The organism is Actinomyces succiniciruminis (assembly GCF_900002405.1).
Taxonomy (GTDB): Bacteria; Actinomycetota; Actinomycetes; order Actinomycetales; family Actinomycetaceae; genus Actinomyces; species Actinomyces succiniciruminis.
This window is the reverse complement of sequence record NZ_LK995497.1, coordinates 15,524-38,105: the sequence shown is the minus strand read 5'-3', so window position 1 is coordinate 38,105 and position 22,582 is coordinate 15,524. Positions and strand designations below refer to the sequence as shown.

Sequence of the window (22,582 nt, the reverse complement as noted above, 5' to 3'; positions counted from 1 at the left end):
GGCTCATATCCGCCCTCCCCCGCGTATCCCCGCCGTGCCCCGCACCTGGGGCTGACTGGACGACGTCTTACGCGGCCACGATAACGTGCCCCTGTGACACGCAGTCAATCCTCCGCCCGCTCCTCCAAGCAGCGCCGCCGCGGCACCGACGCCGCCGTCCGCGCCGCGGCTCTGTCCACGGGGCCGGTGGAGACCTCCTGCGCGACGGCGCGCCTGGAGTTGCGGGACACCGGGGTGCTGCTGCTACTAGACGGCACCGAGTCCTCCTGGGTCGATCTGCGTGACCCCACGCACCTGGACTTCGAGTACCTCCAGCAGATGGACGCGGTCGTTTCGGCGCTGTGTGGGCGGGCTGAACCCTTGCGGGCACTGCACCTGGGCGGCGCCGGCTGTGCCCTGGCCCGCGCCTGGGATGCCGCCCGGCCGGGCTCGACCCAGTTGGCGGTGGAGATTGACGCTGTGCTGGCCCGCATGGTGCGCGAGTGGTTCGACTTGCCGCGCGCGCCGCGGCTGCGCATCCGCGTGGGCGACGCCGCCCAGGTGGTGGGCACGCTGCATGCCGAGGCGTGGGACGTGGTGGTGCGCGACGTGTTCGCGGGCGGCATGGTTCCCGGCGCCTGCCGGGGGCGCGAGTTCCTGGCCGAATGCCGCCGGCTGCTGGCGCCCGGCGGACTGTACCTGGCCAATACCGTATGCCCGCCGCGCGACGCGGTGGCGGCGGAGCTGGCGCACCTGTGCGCCGTGTTCGGCGGGGTGCTGGTGGTGGGTGACCCGGCCGTGGTGCGGGGCCGGCGCCGCGGCAACCTGGTGCTGGTGGCCCGCGCACAGCCGTTCACGCCGCCGGAACTGGACGCCGTGGAGCGGGCGGTGCGGCGCCTGCCGCTGCCGGTGCGCACCTGGCGGCCGAACGACCCGGCGCTGCCCCAGCCCAGTTAAGGGGGCTGAGAGCCCGCCCGCGGGGCAGCCCGGGACGGTACCGGCCGCGAGCGCGGCTCGGGCCGCGCTAGTGCTGGAGACCGTCGCCGGAGGTGTTTTCGTTCGCCTCCAGGAAGGCCTCCAGGCGGGCGCCGATCTCGTCCGCGCTGGGCAGGTCGAGCGTGGGGGTGCCTTCGAAGCCCAAGTCCTCGGCCTGCTGCAGCATGGCGTCGTACTGGGCCTCGAGCGCCGAGACGACGGCGCTGACCTCGGGCTGCTGGGCGGCCTCCGCGTCGATCTCGGCGCGGTTGACGTTGGCGGCCGCCTCCAGGTCGCCCAGGGGCAGGGCCAGGCCGGTGTTTTCAGCCACCGCGCGCAGCAGCGCGGCGGCACCCTGCGGGAAGTCGTCGCGGGCGATGTAGTGCGGAATAGAGGCGGACAGGCCGCGGGAGTCGATGCCGACCTCGCCCAGGCGCAACTCCAGGAAGGCGCCCATGGAACCGGGCAGTTCGACCCGGCCGAACACCTCCGTCTGCGAGTTGAGCTTGTCCGGCTGCGAACCGTGGGCGTGCACGTAGGTGGGGCGAGTGTGCGGAATCGCCATGGGGATGCCGCTGATGCCGACGGCCTGGCTCACCCCCATGGACACGGCCAGGTGGATTACGGCGTCGGCGAACTCCTGCCAGCGGTAATCGGGTTCCGAGCCGTGCAGCAGCAGCAGGTCTTCGCCGTCGTCGTCCTGCAGCAGGTCCAGGACCAGCTCGGGCATGGCGGCGTCGCTGTAAGTGTTGTGGTCGAAGGTCATCACCGGCCGACGGGCCCGGTAGTCGAGCAGGGAGTCGATGTCAAAGGTGGCCACGCGGGTGTGGGGCAGGGTCATCACCAGCTGGTCCACGGCCAGCGATCCGGCGTGGCCGGCGTCCATGGCTCCGTCGAAGTAGTGCAGGAGCACGCGCGGCGAGACTGGCTCACCCGCTGGGTGCTCCACGGTGTATAGCTGTCGCATCGCTCCTCCTCTCGCGCCTTCAGCGCTCGTATCCATGCAGGCGCATCTCGCACGTGGCCCGCTGCGGGCCGTGCAGACGGCCATGCGTCGGCTGGTGCAACACCGGGAGGGCGGCCTGTGTTCCCGCCCGGCGGGCTCCGGCGTAAGCCACAAAGCGGATTCCCCCGCCATCCCCGAAACCGGCGGTCCCCTACGCGTCCCCTCCGGGCGAACAAGATGACGCGTAGCTGGCGAGGCGGGTCGCCGGGGAGATAATGGACGATCCCCGTCGGCTCGGGTGCCGCCTCGTGCGGAGGCCCTGCGCCGACCACCACCGTACACGACTACTTCTTCTCCGCCGCCGCCGTCGGGCCCTGGCCCGCACCGGTGAGGGCCCAACGCCTAGCGAGGTCATGTGAGCCAGCATCATCCCTGCCCCGAACCGGCCGAGGCCACCGAGTCGGCCGACCCGCGTCCGACCATGGCGTCCGCCCGTGACCGCGAGATCGCAGCGGAGCAGGAGGTGGTGGATCTGGCTTACAGCGAACTGGACCGGCAGCTGGGCGCGGCCCGCCGCTCACTGACGGCCACGCAGGCGCGGGGCGCCTCGGGGACGCACCAGTCGCGCGGTGAGCGGGACGCCTACGCGGTGCACTACTCCGACCTGATCGCCTCCCTGGAGGGGGTGGAGGACCGGCTGGTCTTCGGACGCATGGATATGGCGCAGCCGATTGCCGATAGTGCCGACGACCCCGCCCCCGCCGCCCCGGATGGGGATGGCGACGTGACCGCGGCGGGCCTGCGCCACTACGTGGGGCGTATCGGCCTGCAGGATGTCCGCCACCGCGAGGTGGTGCTGGACTGGCGCGCTCCCCTGTCGCGGGCCTTCTACCAGGCCACTGCCTCCGCCCCGATGGGATTGGTGCGGCGGCGGCACATCGACACGCGTGCGCGCCGCGTGATCGGTCTGGAGGATGAGCTGATCGACGTGACCGCGGCGGGCGGGCCTGCCGCACTGGCCGCGGCCGCCCCCGAGGCCGCGCAGACGCATATGGCCATTGACGGGCTGCAGGGTGAGGGCGCGTTGATCGCGGCCATGTCCGCGGCCCGTGACGGGCGCATGGGCGACATCGTCGCCACGATCCAGGCCGAGCAGGACCGGGTGGTGACCGGTGACGGCAAGGGCGTGCTGGTGGTGCAGGGTGGTCCCGGCACCGGTAAAACGGCGGTGGCCCTGCACCGGGTCGCCTACCTCTTCTACGCCGAACGCGAGCGCCTGGAGCGCTCCGGGGTGCTGCTGGTGGGCCCGTCGCGCACCTTCCTGCGCTATGTCGAGCAGGTGCTGCCGTCCCTGGGGGAAACGGGCGTGGTCTCAACCACGTTGGCGGACCTGGTGCCTGGCGTGCACGCCCGCGGCACCGAGCCGGGCGAGGTGGCCGAGCTGAAGTCCCGGTCGGTGTGGACGGACATTCTGCGCCGGGCGGTGCGCGGGCTGCAGCGGGTGCCGGACGCGCCCCGAGACATCGTGGTGCAGGGCACCCACCTGCAGTTGTTGCCCGCGGACGTGCGGGAGGCGGCCGCCCGCGCCCGGCGCTCGGGCAAGCCCCACAACCTGGCGCGCGAGACCTTCGTGCTGTGGTTGCTGGAGCGCCTGACCGACCAGTTCGCCGCCGCCACCCACCAGGACGCCACCGACGCCGACACGCGCGCCTGGATCCGGGAGGATATTCGCACCGCCCGCGACGCCCGCCGGGAGATCAACCTGTGCTGGATGCCGACGACGCCGGTCGGCCTGCTGGAGCGACTGTGGTCTCACCCGGACCTGCTGGCCCGGGTGGCCCCGGAGTTGCGGCCGGCCGAGCGGCGGCTGCTGGAGCGACCGGCGGGCAGCGAGTTGACGGAGGCGGACGTGCCCCTGATTGACGAACTGGCCGAGTTGCTGGGGCCCAGTGAGGACGCCGAGGCCCGCCGCGCCCGTCTGGAGGCGCGCCGCCACGAGTCGCTGGTCGCCTACGCGGCGCAGGCGATCGAGTCGCAGGAGCTCGGGGACGGCATGGTCAGCGCCGAGATGCTGGCCGACCGGGTCGAGGAGTCCGGGCCGTCCCTCACGCTGGCGGAGCGGGCACGGGCCGACCGCAGCTGGACCTATGGACATGTCGTCGTCGACGAGGCGCAGGAGCTGGGTGCCATGGCGTGGCGGGCACTGGCCCGCCGCTGCCCGGTGCGCTCCTTCACCATCGTGGGCGACCTGGCCCAGTACTCCGGTCCGAGCCGCCCGGGCTCGTGGCGGCACGTGCTCTCGGCTCTGGGCACGCGCCCGGCCAAGCGCCGCGGTGGGCGCGGCTCCCGGGCGCTGGCGGCGGCGACGCCGCTGCGTGAGGAGGCGCTGACCGTCTGTTACCGCACACCGGCGACGATCATGCGGGCGGCCGAGCAGGTGGCCGCGGGGCTCGACGCGCCGGTGAACTACCCGGTGAGCTCGGTACGCGACCTGCCCGACTGCCTCGCGGTGGACGATCTCTCCGACTCCCCCGCCGCCGGGCGGGACGAGGCGGCCAATGCCGCCTGGGGCCAGGCCCTGCGTGAGGCGGTGGCGGCGGAGTCGGTCACATTGGATGCGGCCGTCGGCGAGAGTGCCGGCCGCATCGCGGTGATCGCCCCGCAGCCGCGACAGGTCGCCGCCCTGCTGGCGCAGGATCCGGCGCTGGCGGCCGCGATGGAGGCGCCGGGCGGCGACATTCTGCGCAGTCGACTGGCGGTGATGGGGCCGCGGCTGTCGAAGGGGCTGGAGTTCGACGTGGTGGTGCTGGTGGACCCGGCGGCCATCGGGGAATCAAGCCCCGGCGACCTGTACGTGGCGATGACGCGGCCGACGCGGCGTCTGCGGGTGGTCTCCCGTCTGCCGCTTCCCGCCGGCCTGTAGCCGGCTCCCGGCCAGCGCACAGGCCGGCGCGCTAGCCTGCCGACGGTCGGGCCGACAGTGAGCGTCAAACCACAGGTCGCATGCTCATCACGCGCCCACACACCTACGCCACCGTAGGTTACGGTTGCGTAGGCTACGACTCCCCGCCCGGTCGCCCGCCAGGCCAGGGCGGGAGACTCGGGAAAGGGAACGATGAGCAGCTTTGACCAGGCCGCCGACGCCGGCCGCCAGGCACGCACCCGGGGCGACTCCTCCGAATACCAGCGCCCCCATTACGCCCCCGGCATCCCCAGCGTGATCGCGCCCGTCACCGAGCCGCTCTCCCGCATGCTCGACGATGCGGCCCGCCGCTTCCCGGACCGGATCGCCCTGGACTTCATGGGGCAGGCGACCACCTACCGGCAGCTGAGTGACCAGGTGGCGCGGGCCGCGGAGGCGCTGCGCCGCCTGGGCGTGGGCCGCGGCGACGTCGTCGGGGTGATTCTGCCCAACTGTCCCCAGCACGTCGTGATCGCCTACGCCGCCTGGCGGCTCGGGGCGATCGTCGCCGAGCACAACCCGCTGGCCCCCGCCGCCCAGATCCGCGAGCAGATTCAGATGCACCACGGCCGGGTGATCATCGCCTGGGAGAAGTCGCTGGCGCGGATCGTGCAGGCCGTCGGCTCCCTCGATCGCGCCGGCATGGCCGAGGCGCGGGTGCTGTCCGTGGACCTGTCCCGCGGGCTGCCGTGGACCAGCCGACTGGCCCTGAAGCTCCCGGTGGCGGCCGCCCGCTCCCAACGCCACGAGCTGCGCGGCAGAGTGCCGGCCGGGGTGTCCTCCTGGGACGACCTGGTCGCCACCACCCCGCCGCTGCCCTCGGGCCACCCTCTGCCGGACGTGAACGACGTCGCCGTACTGCTGTACACCGGCGGCACCACCGGTACCCCCAAGGCGGTCCAGCTGACTCACGCCAACGCCCGCGCCAACGCGGAGATGAGCCTGGCGTGGGCCTCCCAGACCTGCGAGGTCGGTCAGGAGACCTTCTACGCGGTGCTGCCCTTCTTCCACGCCTTCGGCTTGAGCCTGTCGCTGTTGTGTGCCGTCGGGCTGGCCGCCACCCAGGTGGTGCTGCCCAAGTTCGGGGCCGACATGGTGCTGGCCGCCTGGAAGCGGCACCCGGCCACCTTCTTCCCGGGGGTGCCGGTCATGTTCGATCGGATTGTTACCCGCGCCCGGGAGACCGGCGCCGACCTGTCCAGCTGCAAGATCGCCGTCTGCGGGGCGGCGCCGACTCCCAAGGCGGTGGCCGACGCCTGGGAGGAGGCCACCGGCGGGGTCATCATCGAGGGCTACGGCATGACGGAGACGGCACCCATCATCCTGGGCAACCCGATCTCCCCCGAGCGGCGGCCCGGCGCACTGGGCGTGCCCTACCCGTCCACCGACGTACGCGTGGTCGACCCCGACCACCCCGAGGTGGAGGTGGAACCGGGCCAGGTCGGCGAGCTGGTGGTTCACGGCCCGCAGGTGTTCGTCGGCTATTGGGAGAACCCCGAGGAGACGGACGCCGTCATGCTGGACGGGGGCTGGCTGCGCACCGGGGATCTGGTGCGCCGGGAGGACGACGGCTTCTACGTGATGGCCGACCGCCGCAAGGAACTGATCATCTCCGGCGGCTTCAACATCTACCCCAGCGAGGTGGAGGCGGCCGTGCGCTCCATGCCGCAGGTGGAGGAGGTCGCCGTCGTCGGGCTGCCGGCAGAGGCCGGCAACGAGTCCGTGGTGGCCGCCATCCTGCCCAAGGACGGGCAGACGGTCACGCTCGACCAGGTGCGCGCCTGGGCGGAGAAGACCCTGTCCCACTACGCGCTGCCCCGCCAGGTGGCGATCCTGACGGAGATGCCGCGCTCCCAGATCGGCAAGGTGCTGCGCCGGGTGGTGCGCGAGGAACTGCTGGCCGCCCGGGAGGCGGCCGCGGGTGCGGCGGCGACGGCGGCCGCCGCCTCCCAGTCCGCCGCCACCGCCCTGGTGGAGCGCCTGGGTGAGGTCGGCCGCGGTGAGCCCGAGCAGGGCACCGGTGCCGGGGAGCAGACCCGGTGAGCGACGTGGAGGACGCCGAGCGGTACCGGCGCCCGCACTACCAGCCGAATATCCCCGCCGTCATCGACGTCCCGGAGGGCCCGCTGGGAGACCTCCTGGACACCGCCGCCGAGTTCTACGGGGACCGGGTCGCACTGGACTTCATGGGGGCGACCCTGACCTACCGTGAGCTGCTCGAGGCCTCCGAGCGCGCCGCGGGCCTGCTGCGCCGGGCGGGCGTCAAGGCCGGAGACCGGGTCGCCCTGCTCATGCCGAACTGTCCGCAGCACGTGGTGGCGATCTACGGGGCGCTGCGGCTGGGGGCGATCGTCGCCGAGCACAACCCGCTCGCCCCCGCGCAGGAGATCCGCGCCCAGCTGGCCCACCACGGCGCGCGGGTGGTGATCGCCTGGGAGAAGGGCGTCGAACTGGTGCTGGATCCGGCGTCGACGGCGGCCGGCGGCACGGATCCGGGAGCCGACCCGCTGGCCGGGCGCACCGTGTTCAGTGTGGACCTGGCCGCCGCCATGCCCGCCCGGCTGCGCGCCGCCCTGCACCTGCCCGTGGCCAGGGCGCGCCAGACTCGCGCCTCCATGCGGGCCGAATCGCTGCCGGCGGGCGTGCGTTCCTGGGACCGGGAGGTGGCCCATGCGGCGCGGCTGGAGGCCTCCTGGCCGCAGCCGGGCGGGGATGACGTGGCCGTGCTGCTGCACACGGGCGGCACCACCGGCATGCCCAAGGCCGCGATGCTCACGCACAAGAACCTGCGCGCCAACGCCAACCAGGCGATCGCCTGGGTGCCGATGCTGCACGAGGGCGGGGAGACCTTCCTGGCGCTGCTGCCCTTCTTCCACGCCTTCGGGTTGACCTTCAACGTGTTCTGCGCGGTGCAGAAGGCGGCCACGCAGGTGATGCTGCCGAAGTTCTCGGTCAGCCAGGTGCTGGAGGCCCACCAGCGCCGCCCCTTCACGTTCTTCGTGGGCGTGCCGGTGATGTTCGAGCGGATCCTGCGGGGCGCCCAGAAGAAGGGCGTGTCCCTGAAAACCCTGCGCTACGGCGTGTGCGGGGCGGCCCCGATGCCGCCGGCCGTGGGGGCGGAGTGGGAGGCCGCCACCGGCGGCTACTTCGTGGAGGGCTACGGGATGACGGAGACCAGCCCGATCGTCTCGGGCACGCCCATGGGACCCAGCCGCCGCCTGGGGGCGCTGGGGCTGCCCTTCGCGTCGACCGACGTGCGTGTCGTTGACCCCGACGCCCCGGACCCCGGGCGGGAGATGCCCGACGGGGAGCCGGGCGAACTGCTGGTGCGCGGACCGCAGGTCTTCGCCGGCTATTGGGACGACCCGGAGGCGACGGCGGCCGCCATGCTGCCCGGCGGCTGGCTGCGCACCGGGGACATGGTGCGCCGGGAGGACTCCTTCCTGTGGATGGCCGACCGGCGGCGCGAGCTGATCCTCACCGGTGGCTTCAACGTCTACCCCTCCCAGGTGGAGGCGGCGATCCTGAGCCTGGAGGGCGTCGCGGACGTCGCCGTCGTCGGGCTGCCGGGCGGGGCGAATGGGGAACTGGTGTGCGCGGCGGTCGTGCTGGAGCCGGGCACACCGGCCGGGGCGGTCACCCTGGAGACGGTGCGCGCCCACGCCGAGCGGGTGCTCCCCCACTACGCGCTGCCGCGTCACCTGGAGATCATCGAGGAGATGCCGCGTTCCCAGATCGGCAAGATCCTGCGCCGCGTGGTGCGCGAGCAGATCCTCGGCCGCGTCGACGGCGCCTGAGCTCGGCGGCGTACGGAGCCGGCTGGATCGGAGCCAGCGAGCCCGGCGGGCTCAGAGCAGCCCGGCGGCCTCGAGACTGCCGCGCAGGGCGGCGACCTCGGCGGCGGTGGCGCGCACCAGGGGCAGGCGCACGGTGGCACTGGGGATGCGCCCCTGCAACGCCAGCGCCTCCTTGGCCATCACCGCGCCCTGACCACCACCCATGATGGCGCGCACCAACGGGCGCATGCGCTGGGCCACGGCGCGGGCGCCGGGCAGGTCACCGGCGTCGACCTCGCGGATCATCTCCCGCCAGGAGTGGGCGTCGGCGTGGGCGACCACGGATACGACGCCGCTGGCACCGTGGGTGAGCCAGGCGAAGTTCAGCCCGTCGTCGCCGGAGTAGTACTCCAGGCCGGTGGCCTCCATGCGCTCAAAGCCCTGCTCGACGTCGCCGGTCGCGTCCTTGACCGCGAGGACCCGTTCGTGCTCGGCCAGACGGGCGAGGGTGTCGTCGGTGATCTTCACGCCGGTGCGGCCGGGAATGTCGTAGATCATGACCGGCAGGTCGGTGGCCTCGACCACCGCCATGATGTGCCGGTAGACGCCCTCCTGGCTGGGGCGGTTGTAGTAGGGGGCGTTGATGAGCAGCCCCTGCGCGCCGGCCTCCTGGGAGCCCACCCCGATGCGCACCGCGTGAGCGGTGTCGTTGGAGCCGGCGCCGGCCACGAGCATGGCCCGGCCGGCGAGCGCGTCCTTCACCTCACGCAGCAGGGTCTGCTTCTCCGGCAGGTGGGTGGTGGGGGCCTCGCCCGTCGTGCCGGCCAGCAGGATCATGTCGGCGCCGTCGTCGACCAGGGAGACGGCCAACTTCTGGGCGGCCTCAACGTCGATCTCCCCTTCCGGGGTGAAGGGGGTGACCATGGCTACGCCAACGGAGCCGAAGGAGCGGCTGGGGAGAGTGCTCATAGTGAGCAGCGTAACGGTATTGCCGCTCCGGCGGCGGCTCCGGTCGCACAGTGAGCGGCCGGAGGCGGGGCCGTTGCGGATGCGACGGGCGAGCATGCGGGGTGAAGACGGCTTCGGCCGGCACGGGCGCATAGGCTCGGCGGCATGACTGATACCCCCCTCCCCGACGGATCGCCCCGCCCGCCGTCTTCCTCCCCATCCGCCGCCGGCTTCGTGCGCGAGGCCACCGCCGCGGACCTGGACGCGATCGGGCGGGTGCACGCCGCCGCCATGCTGGCCTCGCTGCGCGCCGCGCACGCCGCCGCCCACGAGGTGCCGCTGCCGCCGGGAGTCGAGGCGATGGTGGCGGCGCCGGTGATCGCCGCCGGCTGGGAGCAGGCGGTGGTGGCCCCACCTTCGCCGGCGCACCGCGTACTCGTGGCCGTGGATGAGGGCGGCGAGGTGGCGGGCCTGATCGGCGTCGCCCCCTCCCCCGAGGGCACGGATGCCGCCGAGGAGGCCGACGACGCCGACGTGAACGCGGCCGAGCGCGGCCTGGAGATCACGGCCCTCGGTGTCGCCCCGGAGCAGCAGCGCCGCGGGCACGGCTCCCGGCTGCTGGCCGCCGCCGCAGATCAGGCGCGCGCCCAGGGCGCCGAGGTGCTGCTGGTGTGGGCGGTGCGTGGGGACGAGTCGCTGGCCGGGTTCCTGCGCGGCGCCGGTCTGACGCGTACCGAGTCCTTCCGCCGGCTACCGGTCGGGCAGGGCGTCATTGAGGACTGCTGGGCGGCCGTGCTGTAACGGCGTCGGGCGACCGGGCCAAGCCGGCACGCGCCGTCGTTCGTGCGTGCCTCTAGTCGACGCGCGGCGTCCGGGCAGCCCCGGCGCCGCGCGGGGTCAGAGGTCCAGCAGCTGGTCCAGGCCGATGGTCAGGCCCTCGCGTCCGCCGACCTCACGCACAGCCAGCACCACACCCGGCATGAAGCTGGCACGGTCGAAGGAGTCGGTGCGGATGGTCAGTTGCTCGCCGGGGTTGCCGAGCACGACTTCCTCGTGGGCGGTGAGCCCGCGCAGGCGCACGGCGTGTACGTGCACGCCATCGACCACGGCACCGCGGGCGCCGTCCGGGTCGGTCTCGGTGGCGTCGGGCACCGGCCCCAGTCCCGCCTCGACGCGGGCGGCGGCGATGCCGCGAGCGGTGGCGATGGCGGTGCCGGAGGGGGCGTCCACCTTGTTCGGGTGATGCAGTTCGATGACCTCGGCGGACTCGAAATAGCGGGCGGCCTTCGCGGCGAAGCTCATGGTCAGCACCGCCGACAGGGCGAAGTTCGGGGCGATGATGACGCTGCGGCCGGCCGCCTCCGGGCGGGCCAGGTGCTCGCGCACGCGCCCGTAGGCCTCGTCCGTCCAACCGGTGGTGCCCACCACCACGTCCACGCCGGCGTCGATGAGGGCGTGGACGTTGGCCTCGGTGACGGCCGGGACCGTGAAGTCGACGGCTACCTCGGCACCGTTCAGGGTTTCGGCGCTGATGGTGTCGCCGACGTCGAGACGGGCGACGAGCTCGAGCCCGTCGGCGTCCTGAACGGCCTGGCAGACGGTCGATCCCATGCGCCCGGCGGCGCCGACAACGGCAACAGCAATACTCATGCGGGCACCCTAGCAGCCTGTCGCCGCGAGGCGGCCACATCTAGAAGTCGCCTCTGGTCAGTCTGCGGTGTCCCCACAGGAACAGGGGCAGACACCAGGCCACGGCCAGCAGCATCGTGGCCACTGGCTGCTCCAGCCACGAGGAGGCAGGCAACGCGGCTACACCCTGCAGCCTGGCAATGACCGCGTTGGGCATTACCACGTGCACCCAGTCGGGAAGCCGGACCGTCCAGGAACCCAGCGTTAGCAGTGCCGGAACCAGCATGGCCAGTATCTGGGCCGCCCCCACACCCAGTGCCAGAGTCATAACAGCAGTCGCTACCGAGCGCGTCCCCATCGCCACCAGGGCACCTGCAGCCGCGACTAAGGCCAGCACCAGCGCCGCACGAACCACGGTTTCCAGACAAGCAGCCAGGTCGAACGGAACACCGCGGTAGTCCACGTAGGGCCTGGTCGTCAGAACGAGCCCCAGCATGAGCGCCAGCGCGGGAAGGGCCGTAACCACCGCGGCGCTGACCAGCTGCGCCCAGAACAGCCTGGAACGCCTGCCTACCGCCACCACTGTGGACATAATGGCACCGGAGGAGTACTCAGCACCAGCGGTCACCGCACCCGCCAGTCCGGCTGGCAGTGACGCGGCCTGAACCCCAGGGACTCCGACCACGGCGGAGAAGAAGACGACAAGGCAGAGCTCGAGGGCGATCAGGACCTGGACCGAACGCGTCCTCGCCGCCTTGCCGAACTCGCTGACCAGGACCCGGCGCCAGGTCACCTCCTGCTGTGCAGCGCGATCACCGGTCATGGTTCCTGCTCTCCTTCCAGCACGTGAAAGAACCAGCCCTCAAGGGATCGTTTCGCTTCGCGCATCTCAGTGAAGAGGACCCCCTCGTCGAAGAAGGCCCTCTGCACCTCCTCGATACCCGCGTCTATGAGTACCGCACCCTCGCTGTCACCTGGTCGTTCCGCGGCTTCCACCTGCCAGTTCCGCGAGTGTGCCAGGGCGACAACCTGGGCGGGATCATCGGCGCGAACGATGACTCCGCCGGGGCGCCGCACCTGGTCAACGGGAGCCTGGGCGAGCACCCTGCCCTCATTGAGAACGACGACGCGATCCGCAATGTCCTCGACCTCTCCGAGCAGGTGGGAGGAGACCAGTACAGCCCTGCCCTCATCGGCCAGCCTTCGCAGCAGGGAGCGCAGCCACCGAACCCCCTCAGGGTCAAGACCGTTGAAGGGCTCGTCCAGGACCACGTTCTGCGGCTGGCCCAGCATCGCCGCCGCCAACGACAGGCGCTGGCGCATCCCCAGAGAATAAGTCCTGACCTTGCGGTCCCCTACCGCCGCTATGCCTGTCTCTTCCAGGCACTGGCGCACGCGGACCTCCGGAATGCCGCTGGTGCGGGCAATACCCATGAGGCACTGGAACCCTGTTCGGGAGCCCACCCAGTGGTCTGCTCCCAGAACCAGCCCCAGGCGTCCCAGCGGGTATGGCGACCTCCCCGGTGCGGCGCCGTCAACCCGGACCTCGCCTCCATCAGGACGCACAAGCCCGCCGATCGCCTTCAGCGCCGTCGTCTTGCCAGCACCGTTCGCGCCGACTAGGCACGCGACGAGTCCGTCAGGCACCTCAAAAGAGGCAGAAGACAGCCCACGTACACCGCCGTAATCCTTACTCACCTCACTCAGCGAGATCATTGCGCGCCCTCACCTCCTCGTGGCATCGACGGCTGAGCCATCAACACAAGCACACCCTCGTAAGTTTACCACCCGCGAGCTCATAAACGGCATCAGCGCTCCTCAACGTAGAATCGCGATGTGTGGCACAGATAACCGCGACGCCCCTTCTTCTCAGCTTGCTAACAACCGCCACTTCCGTGGACAAGTCCAAAGCGCTAGTAGCCTCGTCAAGAACCAACACCGAACAATCCCTCAGTACCGCACGCCCGATAGCCAGTCGCTGGCACTGACCACCAGACAACCCCGCACCAGAGTCGCCTATAACGGTATCTAAGCCCATCGGCATCATCCTAACTTCCTGAGCTAACTCGACCACCTCGAGAGCCTCAAAAAGCAAATCGTCAGAAAAAACACCGTCGACGCCAAGGGTCAAATTGTACCTTAGTGAACCAGCCATAATCTGGGGTTCCTGGGAAACAACACCAAACAGGCTCCTCACAGACATCACCGTCAACTCGTCCTTACTCACGCCGTCAAATCTGATGTCCCCGCCGTCGATATCTTCGAGACAGACAATAGTGCGCAGAAGCGTGGTCTTTCCAGCACCAGTCCTCCCTTTAATTCCGATGAAATCCCCTGGTCTAACAGTCAAAGACACGTCGCTCAGAACGGGGTAAGAAGAACCGCCATAACGCTTAACTACGTGAGACAAAGTCAGACTCTGAGAAAACGTGGCCGCACCAATCCCCTCAGAGAACATATCCCGTGAAATTTCCTGAGGTGCATGAAGCAGATCCCTAACACGCTCTAAAACGACGCCCGACGACAGAATCTGCTGAGCCGTATACGATATCATCATCGCAGAACCGAATAACGAACCAAGAAGTGAGTTTACACCCGCAATCAAACCGATAGACACAGAACCCTGAGTGAACCTGAACACGCCATAGACGAGAATGCACAATGGCAACACTTGTTGCACAAAGACGCCGACCGCCTGGAGCATAGCCTGAAAACGCAAAAACCTATACTCCCTAAATACTTCTTGGCCGAGCGTAAATCTCCAATTCGAAGAAATGCGGCGTTCAGCTTGCGCCAGCTTTATAGCCTCCGCCGCTGAACATATCCCGACCAACTCGCTTTGAGCAGTACTCGCAGCGTTAACACTGGCGACCGACAGGTGGTACATCCGCCGACCGGAGAAGAAAAGAAATACCGCATAGGCTACTAGAAGCAAGCACACGTAAACGCCGGCCTCAGTCCACAACAACAACAGCGCCACGACGTATACAACCGTCGAGGTAAGGTCGAACATCACCGTCAGGAGCACGTTAGACAGCAGATTCTGCACTACCTGAACCCCGACGATTCTATTGACTACATCACCGATTGACCGACCCTGCACGTATCGAAATGATGCATTAAGAAAGGCGGATAGCAACCGCACCCCGATAGACATTCGGAGGTCCGCACCCAGCTGAGCCGACGCAATCCCGCGCGAAAACATTGCTAGACCCGAGCCGATACCAAAAGCAAGCAGCGACAAACAGCAAGTAATAGCCGTATCTCTATCAAGTCCTACAGACATCCGACTAAACAATGTGGCAGTTAACCAAGCACCAAGTCCTGGTATCGCCTGGACTATAAGCGCTGCAGCAACCGAGAGGCCAAGCCTCTTTCTATCAACAAAGGGAATGAACACACCGCCAATCGATCTCATGCGACTAATGAGCAAACGAAGACGAGCCAGACGACCTACTCGCTCATAGTCGGTCCCAACAATCCTAATCAAAATCCCCGTAAACGAGCTCGAATATTCCTCGGGAGACACCATATACCGTCCCCTTTGGGGATCTACCACCGAAAATCCCTTACGACCAGCCCCCTCAACAACAACCCAATGCGAGAACCGCCAATGTACCATGCAAGGGCCCTCAAAGTCGTCGCGGCGAAAATAACCAATGTCGTCTATGCTCTCGACAGCATAACGGACGCCTAGACCTTCCAACAACTCAGTAATCGCCGCAACCGACGTGCCGTCTCTTCCCCAGCTAACCATGTCACGCAAGTTCTCCATCGAAGCACGTCGGCCAAAGGAGGCTAGCAGCATGCTGACACATGCAATGCCACAGTCTGTCTCAGACTGCTGAAAACGTACGAACGGAACGCGCCGAAAAGACATATCGAACCCCTCTAGACCTTTTCATAGTACCGCAGCGCTATTCCAAACTATAATGGAGATTGTGAGCACTAGTATCGAAGCAATCAACGTCAGCAACGGCGGCTCTAGACTCGATTGATAAGCCTGTTGACCATCGTCGCGAAAATGTTTCTTGTATGCTTCTATCGCCTCTTGACGAAATAGCTGCTCACCGCCCCTCATTGAGAACACCCCAGCCTGGGAACATCGCCGCTAAGAACAAGTGGAAGGTCCCAACGACTATTACCGTAACGCATCAATGACAGGCCAATTCCCGAGATACCGGTCATTAGTCCAGGAACCTCCAACCCCCTCGGCACCCCGCACACGACACCGTCCCTATATGCCCGCGAAATAGCGGCATGCCAATAACTGTCTACTTGCCGAAGGTACTTCTTCGCATCAGATTCCGGAAATCCGCGTCCATCGCCATCCCCGTGGCGCGCGATACGGCCAAGTATCTCCAAGGTTCCGAGCTGGCCATGGCATAAAGCCATCGACGTAGAGAAATGGCTTCCTCCTTCTAGGATACTACGACAAACACTTTCCTCAACAGCGTCGAGCATATCCCCAACAATATCGGACCGAGGAACCAACTCCGAAGAATAGCCGTTCTCCAACAACCGGAGCCTTGCCAAGGCCACGCCAGGAGCGCCGTGGCACCACGATATCATTCCCGGAGACTCTGTTGACGATGAGAATTCATCCCTTAGATCTGGCCAGAATCCCCGAGCCGCGCGCCACCTCCTTTCGAATAGCATACCGCCGTCAATAAAGCTTTGAAATTCGGCACTACCGCATAGGACAGACGCGTCAGCCAACGCGCACACTATTCCGGATGCACCATGGGAATATCCCACCAGCGCGTTCTTTCCCATATGGTCCTGCTGCCACGAACACTCGCCGGATTTGGATCGTTCGGCGGAGGAACAGAGATGACGACCGTGAATCTCCACCAAGGACACTGCTCCTTCTCGGAGCTCGGGAATCGCGACATAGAGGCTGCGCATGGCTTCGATAAGCCCGGCGGAACCCGACACAATATCTAGAAATCGTCGATTGGGGCGCCTCATAAGCAACGCCTCCACAATAGCCGCAAGCGACTCGCGATAACGTCCGGTGTCATCGCCTAACATAGCGGATACGTGAGAAAGGAAATATATACCTCCTCCGATCGCGCCATACAGACCGACGTCATTGTACGGTGGGTGCTCGCCTGTGAATTTGGTCCCTGAGATCGACGTGGCCGCGCCTCTGAGAAATGTCGCGGTCTGGTCCGCCAACGACGTACTAATCTCCACGGCATCCGGTTCATCGAGCGCACATCCCATATACAAAAGTGCATAGCCGATCCCAGCGTTTCCGTTGTAGAGATCCATAGCAACAGGTTGCACCGACCACCTCTCATCCCCAACGACCGTTATAGAATACCAGCCTCCCTTGCTACCCAGTAACGCCTTCTCGCAGAGCCTTCGAGCTATTTGCCTTCCAGCGTCGGACGCCTTAATCTCGGTACCCACGGCGGTGTCTGTCTCCGGCCCGCTAAACCCACGCAGCAAGAAAGGCCGCAGGCGATCAGGCCTATCCAGCTCGTAATTCTCGCCAGCAACAGATGTCACATATGACGCACGAATAAACCACAATTGTCTTTCAAGGTCGGCATCGCTGAAGCCATTGATATGGTCCACCCACCATGAACACAGTTCTTGCTGAACCTCCGCAACAACTACGCCATCTGGATCAACAACCTCAGTCCCAGAGAAGGGAACCGAAAAATAAGGCACATCTAGTCTCCTCATCTGCTTGAGCTCACTGAACCAGATACGTGGATCCGCTAACGAGGGATAGCGCCAGACATAACTGAACAGTCGTTCAACCTCGGTTCCTTCCCTCATGTAATCTGGATGATTCGATGTCATAAGGAGCACCGAATACATCATCGTTCCTTTGAGGACAACCCGGACCGGAATTCCCCTCAACCTGTTAACATATCCATGTCGTTCCACCAGCCGACTCTTATCGGCACATATATAACGATACGCGATTTCGAATCCTTCAAGGACTTCCGATTCGTACTCTGACCAGTCACCCGTCTCGGATCCATAGTACGGTGCATTCTTCTCTACCGCAATTTCTACCCGATCGTATTTGATTTCCGCCTCCATGCTATCCACAGCAGGAATAATCGGAACATCAAAAGGAGTCTTCGTACCTTCAGAATACGCCGCACCCCAAACACGCGCCGCGTCATTGTTCTGATCGGTTGGCAGTATTCCGGTGTGAAGACAGTTGAAAGTACGGGCTTCGTGCGATACATCCGGGGCGAACGACACCTCGGTTCTCATAATCTTCTCGACTTGAGGTGCAAAAAGAGTCTCGGCGTCGATCAGAACCGGGTGCGGTCCGTGCGCCACAATGTTTTCGTGATGCAAATCGGTCAGTCCAAAGGCGTAGGCAGCCGCCAGGAGAACTCCTAACTCCTGATAGAATTGAGCGAATGCAAAATGCCCATCAACCGGCAGGTGCTCCACATACTCCTGCCAACCATATCCAGTCCCACAATAGCACGTTGGCACCTTTAGCGACAGATTCAAGTCGCTAGACATCTGAGCAATGTAGTCGAAAAAAATCGCCTCTGCCTGCATCGGACGGGGCTTGTATACAAGGCCACCTCCGCCTTCAAAGTGAATTACGGAGACTGAGCGTCCACCGTTATGCTTGTCACCTGCCGAGAAAGAAACGCCCGAGAGGATACACGTGTCCAGCAACCTGCACGCGAATATTCCAGGCTCATCATTGAGAAGTCTCTCAAGCATTTCCCTCCTTGACTGTATAACAGCTAGCACTCTTGTAGTTAGTCTTCTGCCAAGCGTCGCGTACTCGTCAAAAAAGTGTTCGTAAAACGATCTGTTCAGCATCCTAGAATTGAAGTCGGCCAATGTGTAATGCGAACCGTCACGCTCGTGCTCGTACTTAGCGACATGCAACTCCAGAATCATAGTCTGTGTTACTAGCGTCTTCAGCTCGTTGTGAGGCGGTTCGCAGAACTCTCGGACAAACTTCGGGTTCAATCGGAGGTATCTAAAGCCGGATGCTGCTTGCTCAACTTCCGCGCCGAGTGCGTTTGCAACGTATTGCTCAAAAGGCCTGAGGAATACTTCTACAGCGTCCCTGCCGGCGTTGTTCTCTGCGTGAAGATGTTCCTCAGTCGGTGGCACAAGCTGCAGTATCCGGGTAAGCGTTGCCACCCAGTTCTCGTCAACATCCGAGTACATGCAGGTGTTGGAATCATACTCCACAACGCCTAGTCGCAAAGAAAGATCGGTGGGCGAGTTGAACCCATACTCTCGAAGAAACAGAGACTCGTAGTCGTCGTCGCGGGGAGAATACTGATTCAGCAGCATCTTCATCCTCTCGGATCCCTTGTCCGTATCAACCGCCTCCGGCGCGACAACAATCCTCTCGTCTATGAACGCAGCCTTACGAGCGATAGCCCGGGTATCCATGTCTCCTCCTAGGAACTGAGTGGTGGCCATATGGTCGCTGGTTGTGTTTGGGGGCAACGACCGCTGCGCCGCCCCCAAACGCAACCTCGTGGAGACTGGGTTCCAGCCTCATACCGGTGGCAATGCGCTGCTACCGCTCCATGGCGGAGCGTATTCAGCAGGTGCAGGTCACATATGCCGATGGACACGGAGTCTTGTTGAGCGTGACACAGTTGATGGCGGTATTCCCGCAATCTCCTCGGGTCAGGCCGCCGCAGCAGCCAAAGCTCCAATAGTCCTGGGAACCGGCACCAGCGGCCTCGGCAATATCAGCCAACGTCGACATGTCGAGTTCCGCCCGGCCGCTGGGGTGGTTTGCGTTGACTGTTCCGCCTCCTCGAGCGGAACGTTTGTATGGCGTCTTCCAGATCTCGGGGACTGTCACAATGATCACTCCTGTGGTAGCGCGTTGGGGTAAGCCAACGTAGGCTCACCCATCGGTGTATGGGATGCAACGCCGTAGTCGCAACTCTGTTCTCGACCTAGTTAGAAAGCCTAAGACGTCCAGTCCGTCGTAGGGTGCTCGACCAACTGCGGTGCGTGTATAAACCTGTCGTTGGCAGTCGTGACACGCGTGCCCAGGGCGACGGTGATACATGATTACACCGGGTGCTGGAGTTGTCTCTGACTCAATACAGCGTGCGTTTTGTTTGCTCGTTGATAAGTCGCTGCCTGCCCCCCCTTTCTCTGTCGATTACGTTCGCGGTCGTATTGTCGATAGTCACGGTTAGGTTCTGACGGGTGTTCCTATTCAAACGTTGCAGCACCCATTAGTTCCTCGGAATGCGCAGGTGCCAAACAGAGTGGTGCAAATATAGTTGAAGACTGTCCAAGCAACTGGCTCCCCCTTATCGGCGTCATCAATGTTCTTAATCACGGAGTCTGGTAAGCTCGCCCTGCCAGCCGGGTTATACCCTTTGTGCAACACAACACGACGCTGCTTGGTTTGTGACGCTGTTTCCCAAGTCGTTATAGGCAGCGCGCTGCTTTCAGTCCGAGAGAGTTGCATCGATGTCATACGGAATCTCCTCCTAAAAGACTCACTCGAGTGGTATAGTAATCTTTTGCCTGTTGTCTGGTTCGTTAGCAGCATCCTTTGGTAAATGCTCCACACGTACCGGCGCAGGCGGTGGTGTCGAAGGTGAAGCAACCTACTGCCACCGTGATCCCGATTCCGATGGTCCAAGTCCCAGCCGGCGAAGCGTTAGACCCAGCGCCACCAATTGCGCGCATCTGGTCGTCTGACAAGTCAGATCTTCCGCAGACCGACTCTGCGATACGCTTCTTGGTTCTTTGTCGACGCTGGCTAGGCGACAAGTCGTCGTGACTGACTGTAGACATTCCAATCTCTCCTAAGTGTGACAGGTTAGACGATTTAGACGTCATTCCGATCGTCGCTCCTGAACGGTTATCCTAATTGGAGTTTTGATTTTACATCCTCGTACGTTGCCATCCCTCCTTCTTCTGGGTTGAAGTCGACGAGAGACACGGATGCGTCGTTCATTGAAGGTAGAATCAAGGTGTAGTCTTTCCTCAAGGACGCAAGAAGTTCTTTGTATCTATCCTTTCTAGTCACAGGGCCACTGACAGCGGGTACTATATACGTAGGTGCGGCTGTGAATGCGACGGTCGCTAAGGCCAGATTACTGCTGTCGAGTTGCATTATCTTGGACATTGAATTGAGCGAAGCGGGGGCGACGAGGACTTTGTCCGCCCAGTATGCTAGCTCCTTATGAATGGCTCTGCCGCTCACTCCCCAGCTACTTTCAAGGTACGTTGGTTGGCCCGTTATCGCGGCCATCGCGTTGGGGGATAGGAACCGCTCGGCGCTCGGTGTCAGCACGCACCTGATCGATATGTCGTAGTCGCTTCTTAGCTGAAGCACCCACGTCGGCATCAACGCAGCTCCGACAGCTCCCGTAATTATTATTAGTAGATTCATCATGTTGTTCTCCCTCTAGTATCTCGTAATTGACTGACGACAGGAACGGTGGTTACACGGACTTCAGTGTCGGCCGAAGTTGTGAGCCCTGGGGAACTGTCCTCGATGGTGAAGAACGACCAACGATGGATACACTGGACCGGGCATCTATTCGTTTAGTTTACCTAACTCCTCTTTTGGTGAAAATTAACGCGCTTAAGGAGGAACGCGTTGATGCCACTTATGAACACAAGCAGAGGCGGTGCTGCAGCCATGATCATGTTATCAGGCACCGGTGGAACTGCCGCGAGCAATACATAGCCGGTCTGTGGAGAGTTGTTTAGGGTGGCGCTGACGAACAGTGCTACGTGTATGTAACTCGCTTTTTTTGCCCACCTAATTCTGAGTTGGTCAGCATTCTGCAGGGTCCACCACCAAGCGACGTGCTCCAGCGCGAACGTTAAGAACACTACAATAGCACCTCCTGCTTCTGAAGCATTTGGCAGTCGATGCTGTGACAGTCCCAGGCTGACGGCGTACGCACAACACGTCACGCCACCAACGAGAAAGAGAAGCCTTGCGACGGTTAGCCCTGAAGGGACAGATGTAGTCTCACCCGATGCTTGTGGCCCTATTTCACGGCTCATGGGTCATCTCTTCCTCCACGCAGGGTCGTTGGCGAAGACTTCGTCCCCTCCATCAGGTTGCCTTCAGCATAGCAACATGCGTCTGAGATCACAAGGGTTTGATGAGACTTGCCTCAAGTCTGACTCGTGCCGGTTTTAGTGACACTGCGTCAGGACCGGGTTTTTTCGTTGGCGCGGAGGGGTTTGGTTGGTGTTTGTGGGGACCTAGGGCGTGTTGTGTAAGTCGGGGTGGCGTCGGCGTGGTGTGTGAAACAGGGTGAGGCCTTCGGGGCATCACGGGTCGTGTGATAGTAGACTGTGACGCCTCGAACGGCCTCGGCCGGCTCCCGCGCTCATGCGCGGCCGCCTGCAGCGCATCGACCACGAGGGAGGTGCGCATGCGGCTCGCGGTACCGCCCAGTCGATCAGGCGCCTGCTGTAGCAGTCGATGACGGTAGCCAGGTACAGGTTCGAGCCGTCGGCCAACGGCAGATAGGTGGGGGCACCTCCCACGCAGTGGGGGAATATCGCCCAAGTACTTGCGTTGGGGGCATCCGCCGCGCGAGTCCCGCTCTAGCAGGTCGGGGTACTTGGACGCCGACTGATCCCGGTGCGGTGGTACGCACCCGCCGACGCTTGCGGAAACCGACGATCGACGCGGCCCGCATCAGACGCGCCACCCGCCTTGCGGTTAATCTTCCCGTCGGCGCCCTTGGCGATCCCGTCGCCTGGTTCGGCGGCGGGTCCTGGGCGCCCCCATGGCCCAATCATCATCGCAATTCTGCCGGATCCGCTCGGCCCGGGGCGGCATCGGCCGCAGCCCGCTCGGCTCGTCTGGGAGCGGCCTGTCCCCAGGCGTAAAAGGAGGACCGACCTACCCCCGAGCAACTCGCAAAGCCGCTCCCGCCCCATAGGTGGCTGCATGGTCGGCGACCAGAACCGGGAAACAAGGCTCTACCGGACCGGTCAACCCACGGCGAAACATGCTTGGCCGCCTACTGCAAGATCTCCCGCTCCTGAGCCAGCCTGGTCCTTCTCCGCCCGCAAGGCCGCGTTCTCCGCCACCCGGCCGGGCGACCCGCTCCTCCACCGACTCCCCAGCCTGCGCCAGTGCACCGTCAGCGCCGGCCTGAGCAGGTGGCGCCGTCCCGGTCTTGTTGTTGGGTTTGAGGGGGCTGGGGGCCGGTGCCCCGTCAGGACCGGTTTTCCGCCCGGTGCCCCAACGGTGCAACCAACCGCGCAGCGTCCCGCGGGAGACCCCCAGATCCTGGGCAATACCACGCACCGTCGCCCCCGGGGTCGTCTCGTACAAGTCCACCGCCTGACGGCGGAACTCCTCCGAGTAGCTCTTCTTAGCCATAGTCAGATCATCTCGCT

13 protein-coding genes and 1 pseudogene are annotated in these 22,582 nt (G+C 64.8%); 5 read left to right on the top strand and 9 right to left on the bottom strand.

Annotation, left to right across the window (positions count from 1 at the left end; all coding sequences use genetic code 11):
• The first annotated feature begins 186 nt into the window (after positions 1-186).
• On the top strand, positions 187-936 hold the full coding sequence (locus BN1056_RS06935) for a spermidine synthase (RefSeq protein WP_210580015.1): 750 nt from the start codon (positions 187-189) through the stop codon (positions 934-936).
• 67 nt (positions 937-1,003) lie between these two features.
• Here the strand turns inward: BN1056_RS06935 and BN1056_RS06930 are convergent, their stop codons facing one another.
• On the bottom strand, positions 1,004-1,921 hold the full coding sequence (locus tag BN1056_RS06930; protein WP_073333047.1) for a PAC2 family protein: 918 nt from the start codon (positions 1,919-1,921) through the stop codon (positions 1,004-1,006).
• Between the two features lie 460 nt (positions 1,922-2,381).
• Between BN1056_RS06930 and BN1056_RS06925 the strand changes: the two genes are divergently transcribed.
• The 3 genes from BN1056_RS06925 (at position 2,382) to BN1056_RS06915 (ending at position 8,659) form a co-directional block, all read left to right on the top strand.
• Complete coding sequence (locus tag BN1056_RS06925) at positions 2,382-4,823, top strand: HelD family protein (protein ID WP_210580013.1); 2,442 nt, start codon at positions 2,382-2,384, stop codon at positions 4,821-4,823.
• A gap of 192 nt (positions 4,824-5,015) precedes the next feature.
• Positions 5,016-6,905: an AMP-binding protein gene (locus BN1056_RS06920; protein ID WP_210579999.1), complete on the top strand. Its 1,890-nt coding sequence runs from the start codon at positions 5,016-5,018 to the stop codon at positions 6,903-6,905.
• Positions 6,902-8,659: an AMP-binding protein gene (locus BN1056_RS06915; RefSeq protein WP_210579998.1), complete on the top strand. Its 1,758-nt coding sequence runs from the start codon at positions 6,902-6,904 to the stop codon at positions 8,657-8,659. The genes BN1056_RS06920 and BN1056_RS06915 overlap by 4 nt, the downstream gene beginning before the upstream one ends.
• 51 nt (positions 8,660-8,710) lie before the next feature.
• On the opposite strand, the gene dapA is transcribed toward BN1056_RS06915, so the two are convergent.
• Entirely contained in the window at positions 8,711-9,607 is an 897-nt protein-coding gene (gene dapA / locus BN1056_RS06910) for a 4-hydroxy-tetrahydrodipicolinate synthase (RefSeq protein WP_111820269.1), read from the bottom strand.
• Positions 9,608-9,751: 144 nt separating this feature from the next.
• Here dapA and BN1056_RS06905 point away from each other — a divergent pair, with 144 nt between their 5' ends.
• Entirely contained in the window at positions 9,752-10,387 is a 636-nt protein-coding gene (locus BN1056_RS06905) for a GNAT family N-acetyltransferase (RefSeq protein WP_210579997.1), read from the top strand.
• A gap of 96 nt (positions 10,388-10,483) precedes the next feature.
• On the opposite strand, the gene dapB is transcribed toward BN1056_RS06905, so the two are convergent.
• The 7 genes and pseudogenes from dapB to BN1056_RS15060 form a co-directional block, all read right to left on the bottom strand.
• Complete coding sequence (gene dapB / locus BN1056_RS06900; protein ID WP_210579996.1) at positions 10,484-11,236, bottom strand: 4-hydroxy-tetrahydrodipicolinate reductase; 753 nt, start codon at positions 11,234-11,236, stop codon at positions 10,484-10,486.
• Between the two features lie 40 nt (positions 11,237-11,276).
• Positions 11,277-12,038, bottom strand: coding sequence for a hypothetical protein (locus BN1056_RS06895; RefSeq protein WP_210579995.1), 762 nt, complete (start codon positions 12,036-12,038; stop codon positions 11,277-11,279).
• Positions 12,035-12,931, bottom strand: coding sequence for an ATP-binding cassette domain-containing protein (locus BN1056_RS06890; protein ID WP_210579993.1), 897 nt, complete (start codon positions 12,929-12,931; stop codon positions 12,035-12,037). The genes BN1056_RS06895 and BN1056_RS06890 overlap by 4 nt, the downstream gene beginning before the upstream one ends.
• Before the next feature lie 40 nt (positions 12,932-12,971).
• A complete protein-coding gene (locus tag BN1056_RS06885; RefSeq protein ID WP_210579991.1) occupies positions 12,972-15,095 on the bottom strand; it encodes a peptidase domain-containing ABC transporter in 2,124 nt (707 codons plus the stop codon).
• A gap of 197 nt (positions 15,096-15,292) precedes the next feature.
• Positions 15,293-18,649: a type 2 lanthipeptide synthetase LanM gene (gene lanM, locus BN1056_RS06880; RefSeq protein ID WP_210579989.1), complete on the bottom strand. Its 3,357-nt coding sequence runs from the start codon at positions 18,647-18,649 to the stop codon at positions 15,293-15,295.
• 1,417 nt (positions 18,650-20,066) lie between these two features.
• Positions 20,067-20,603: a flavoprotein gene (locus BN1056_RS06875; RefSeq protein WP_210579988.1), complete on the bottom strand. Its 537-nt coding sequence runs from the start codon at positions 20,601-20,603 to the stop codon at positions 20,067-20,069.
• 945 nt (positions 20,604-21,548) lie between these two features.
• Positions 21,549-22,565 (bottom strand): annotated as a pseudogene (locus BN1056_RS15060) (helix-turn-helix domain-containing protein); the annotation flags it as partial.
• Positions 22,566-22,582: the final 17 nt, after the last annotated feature.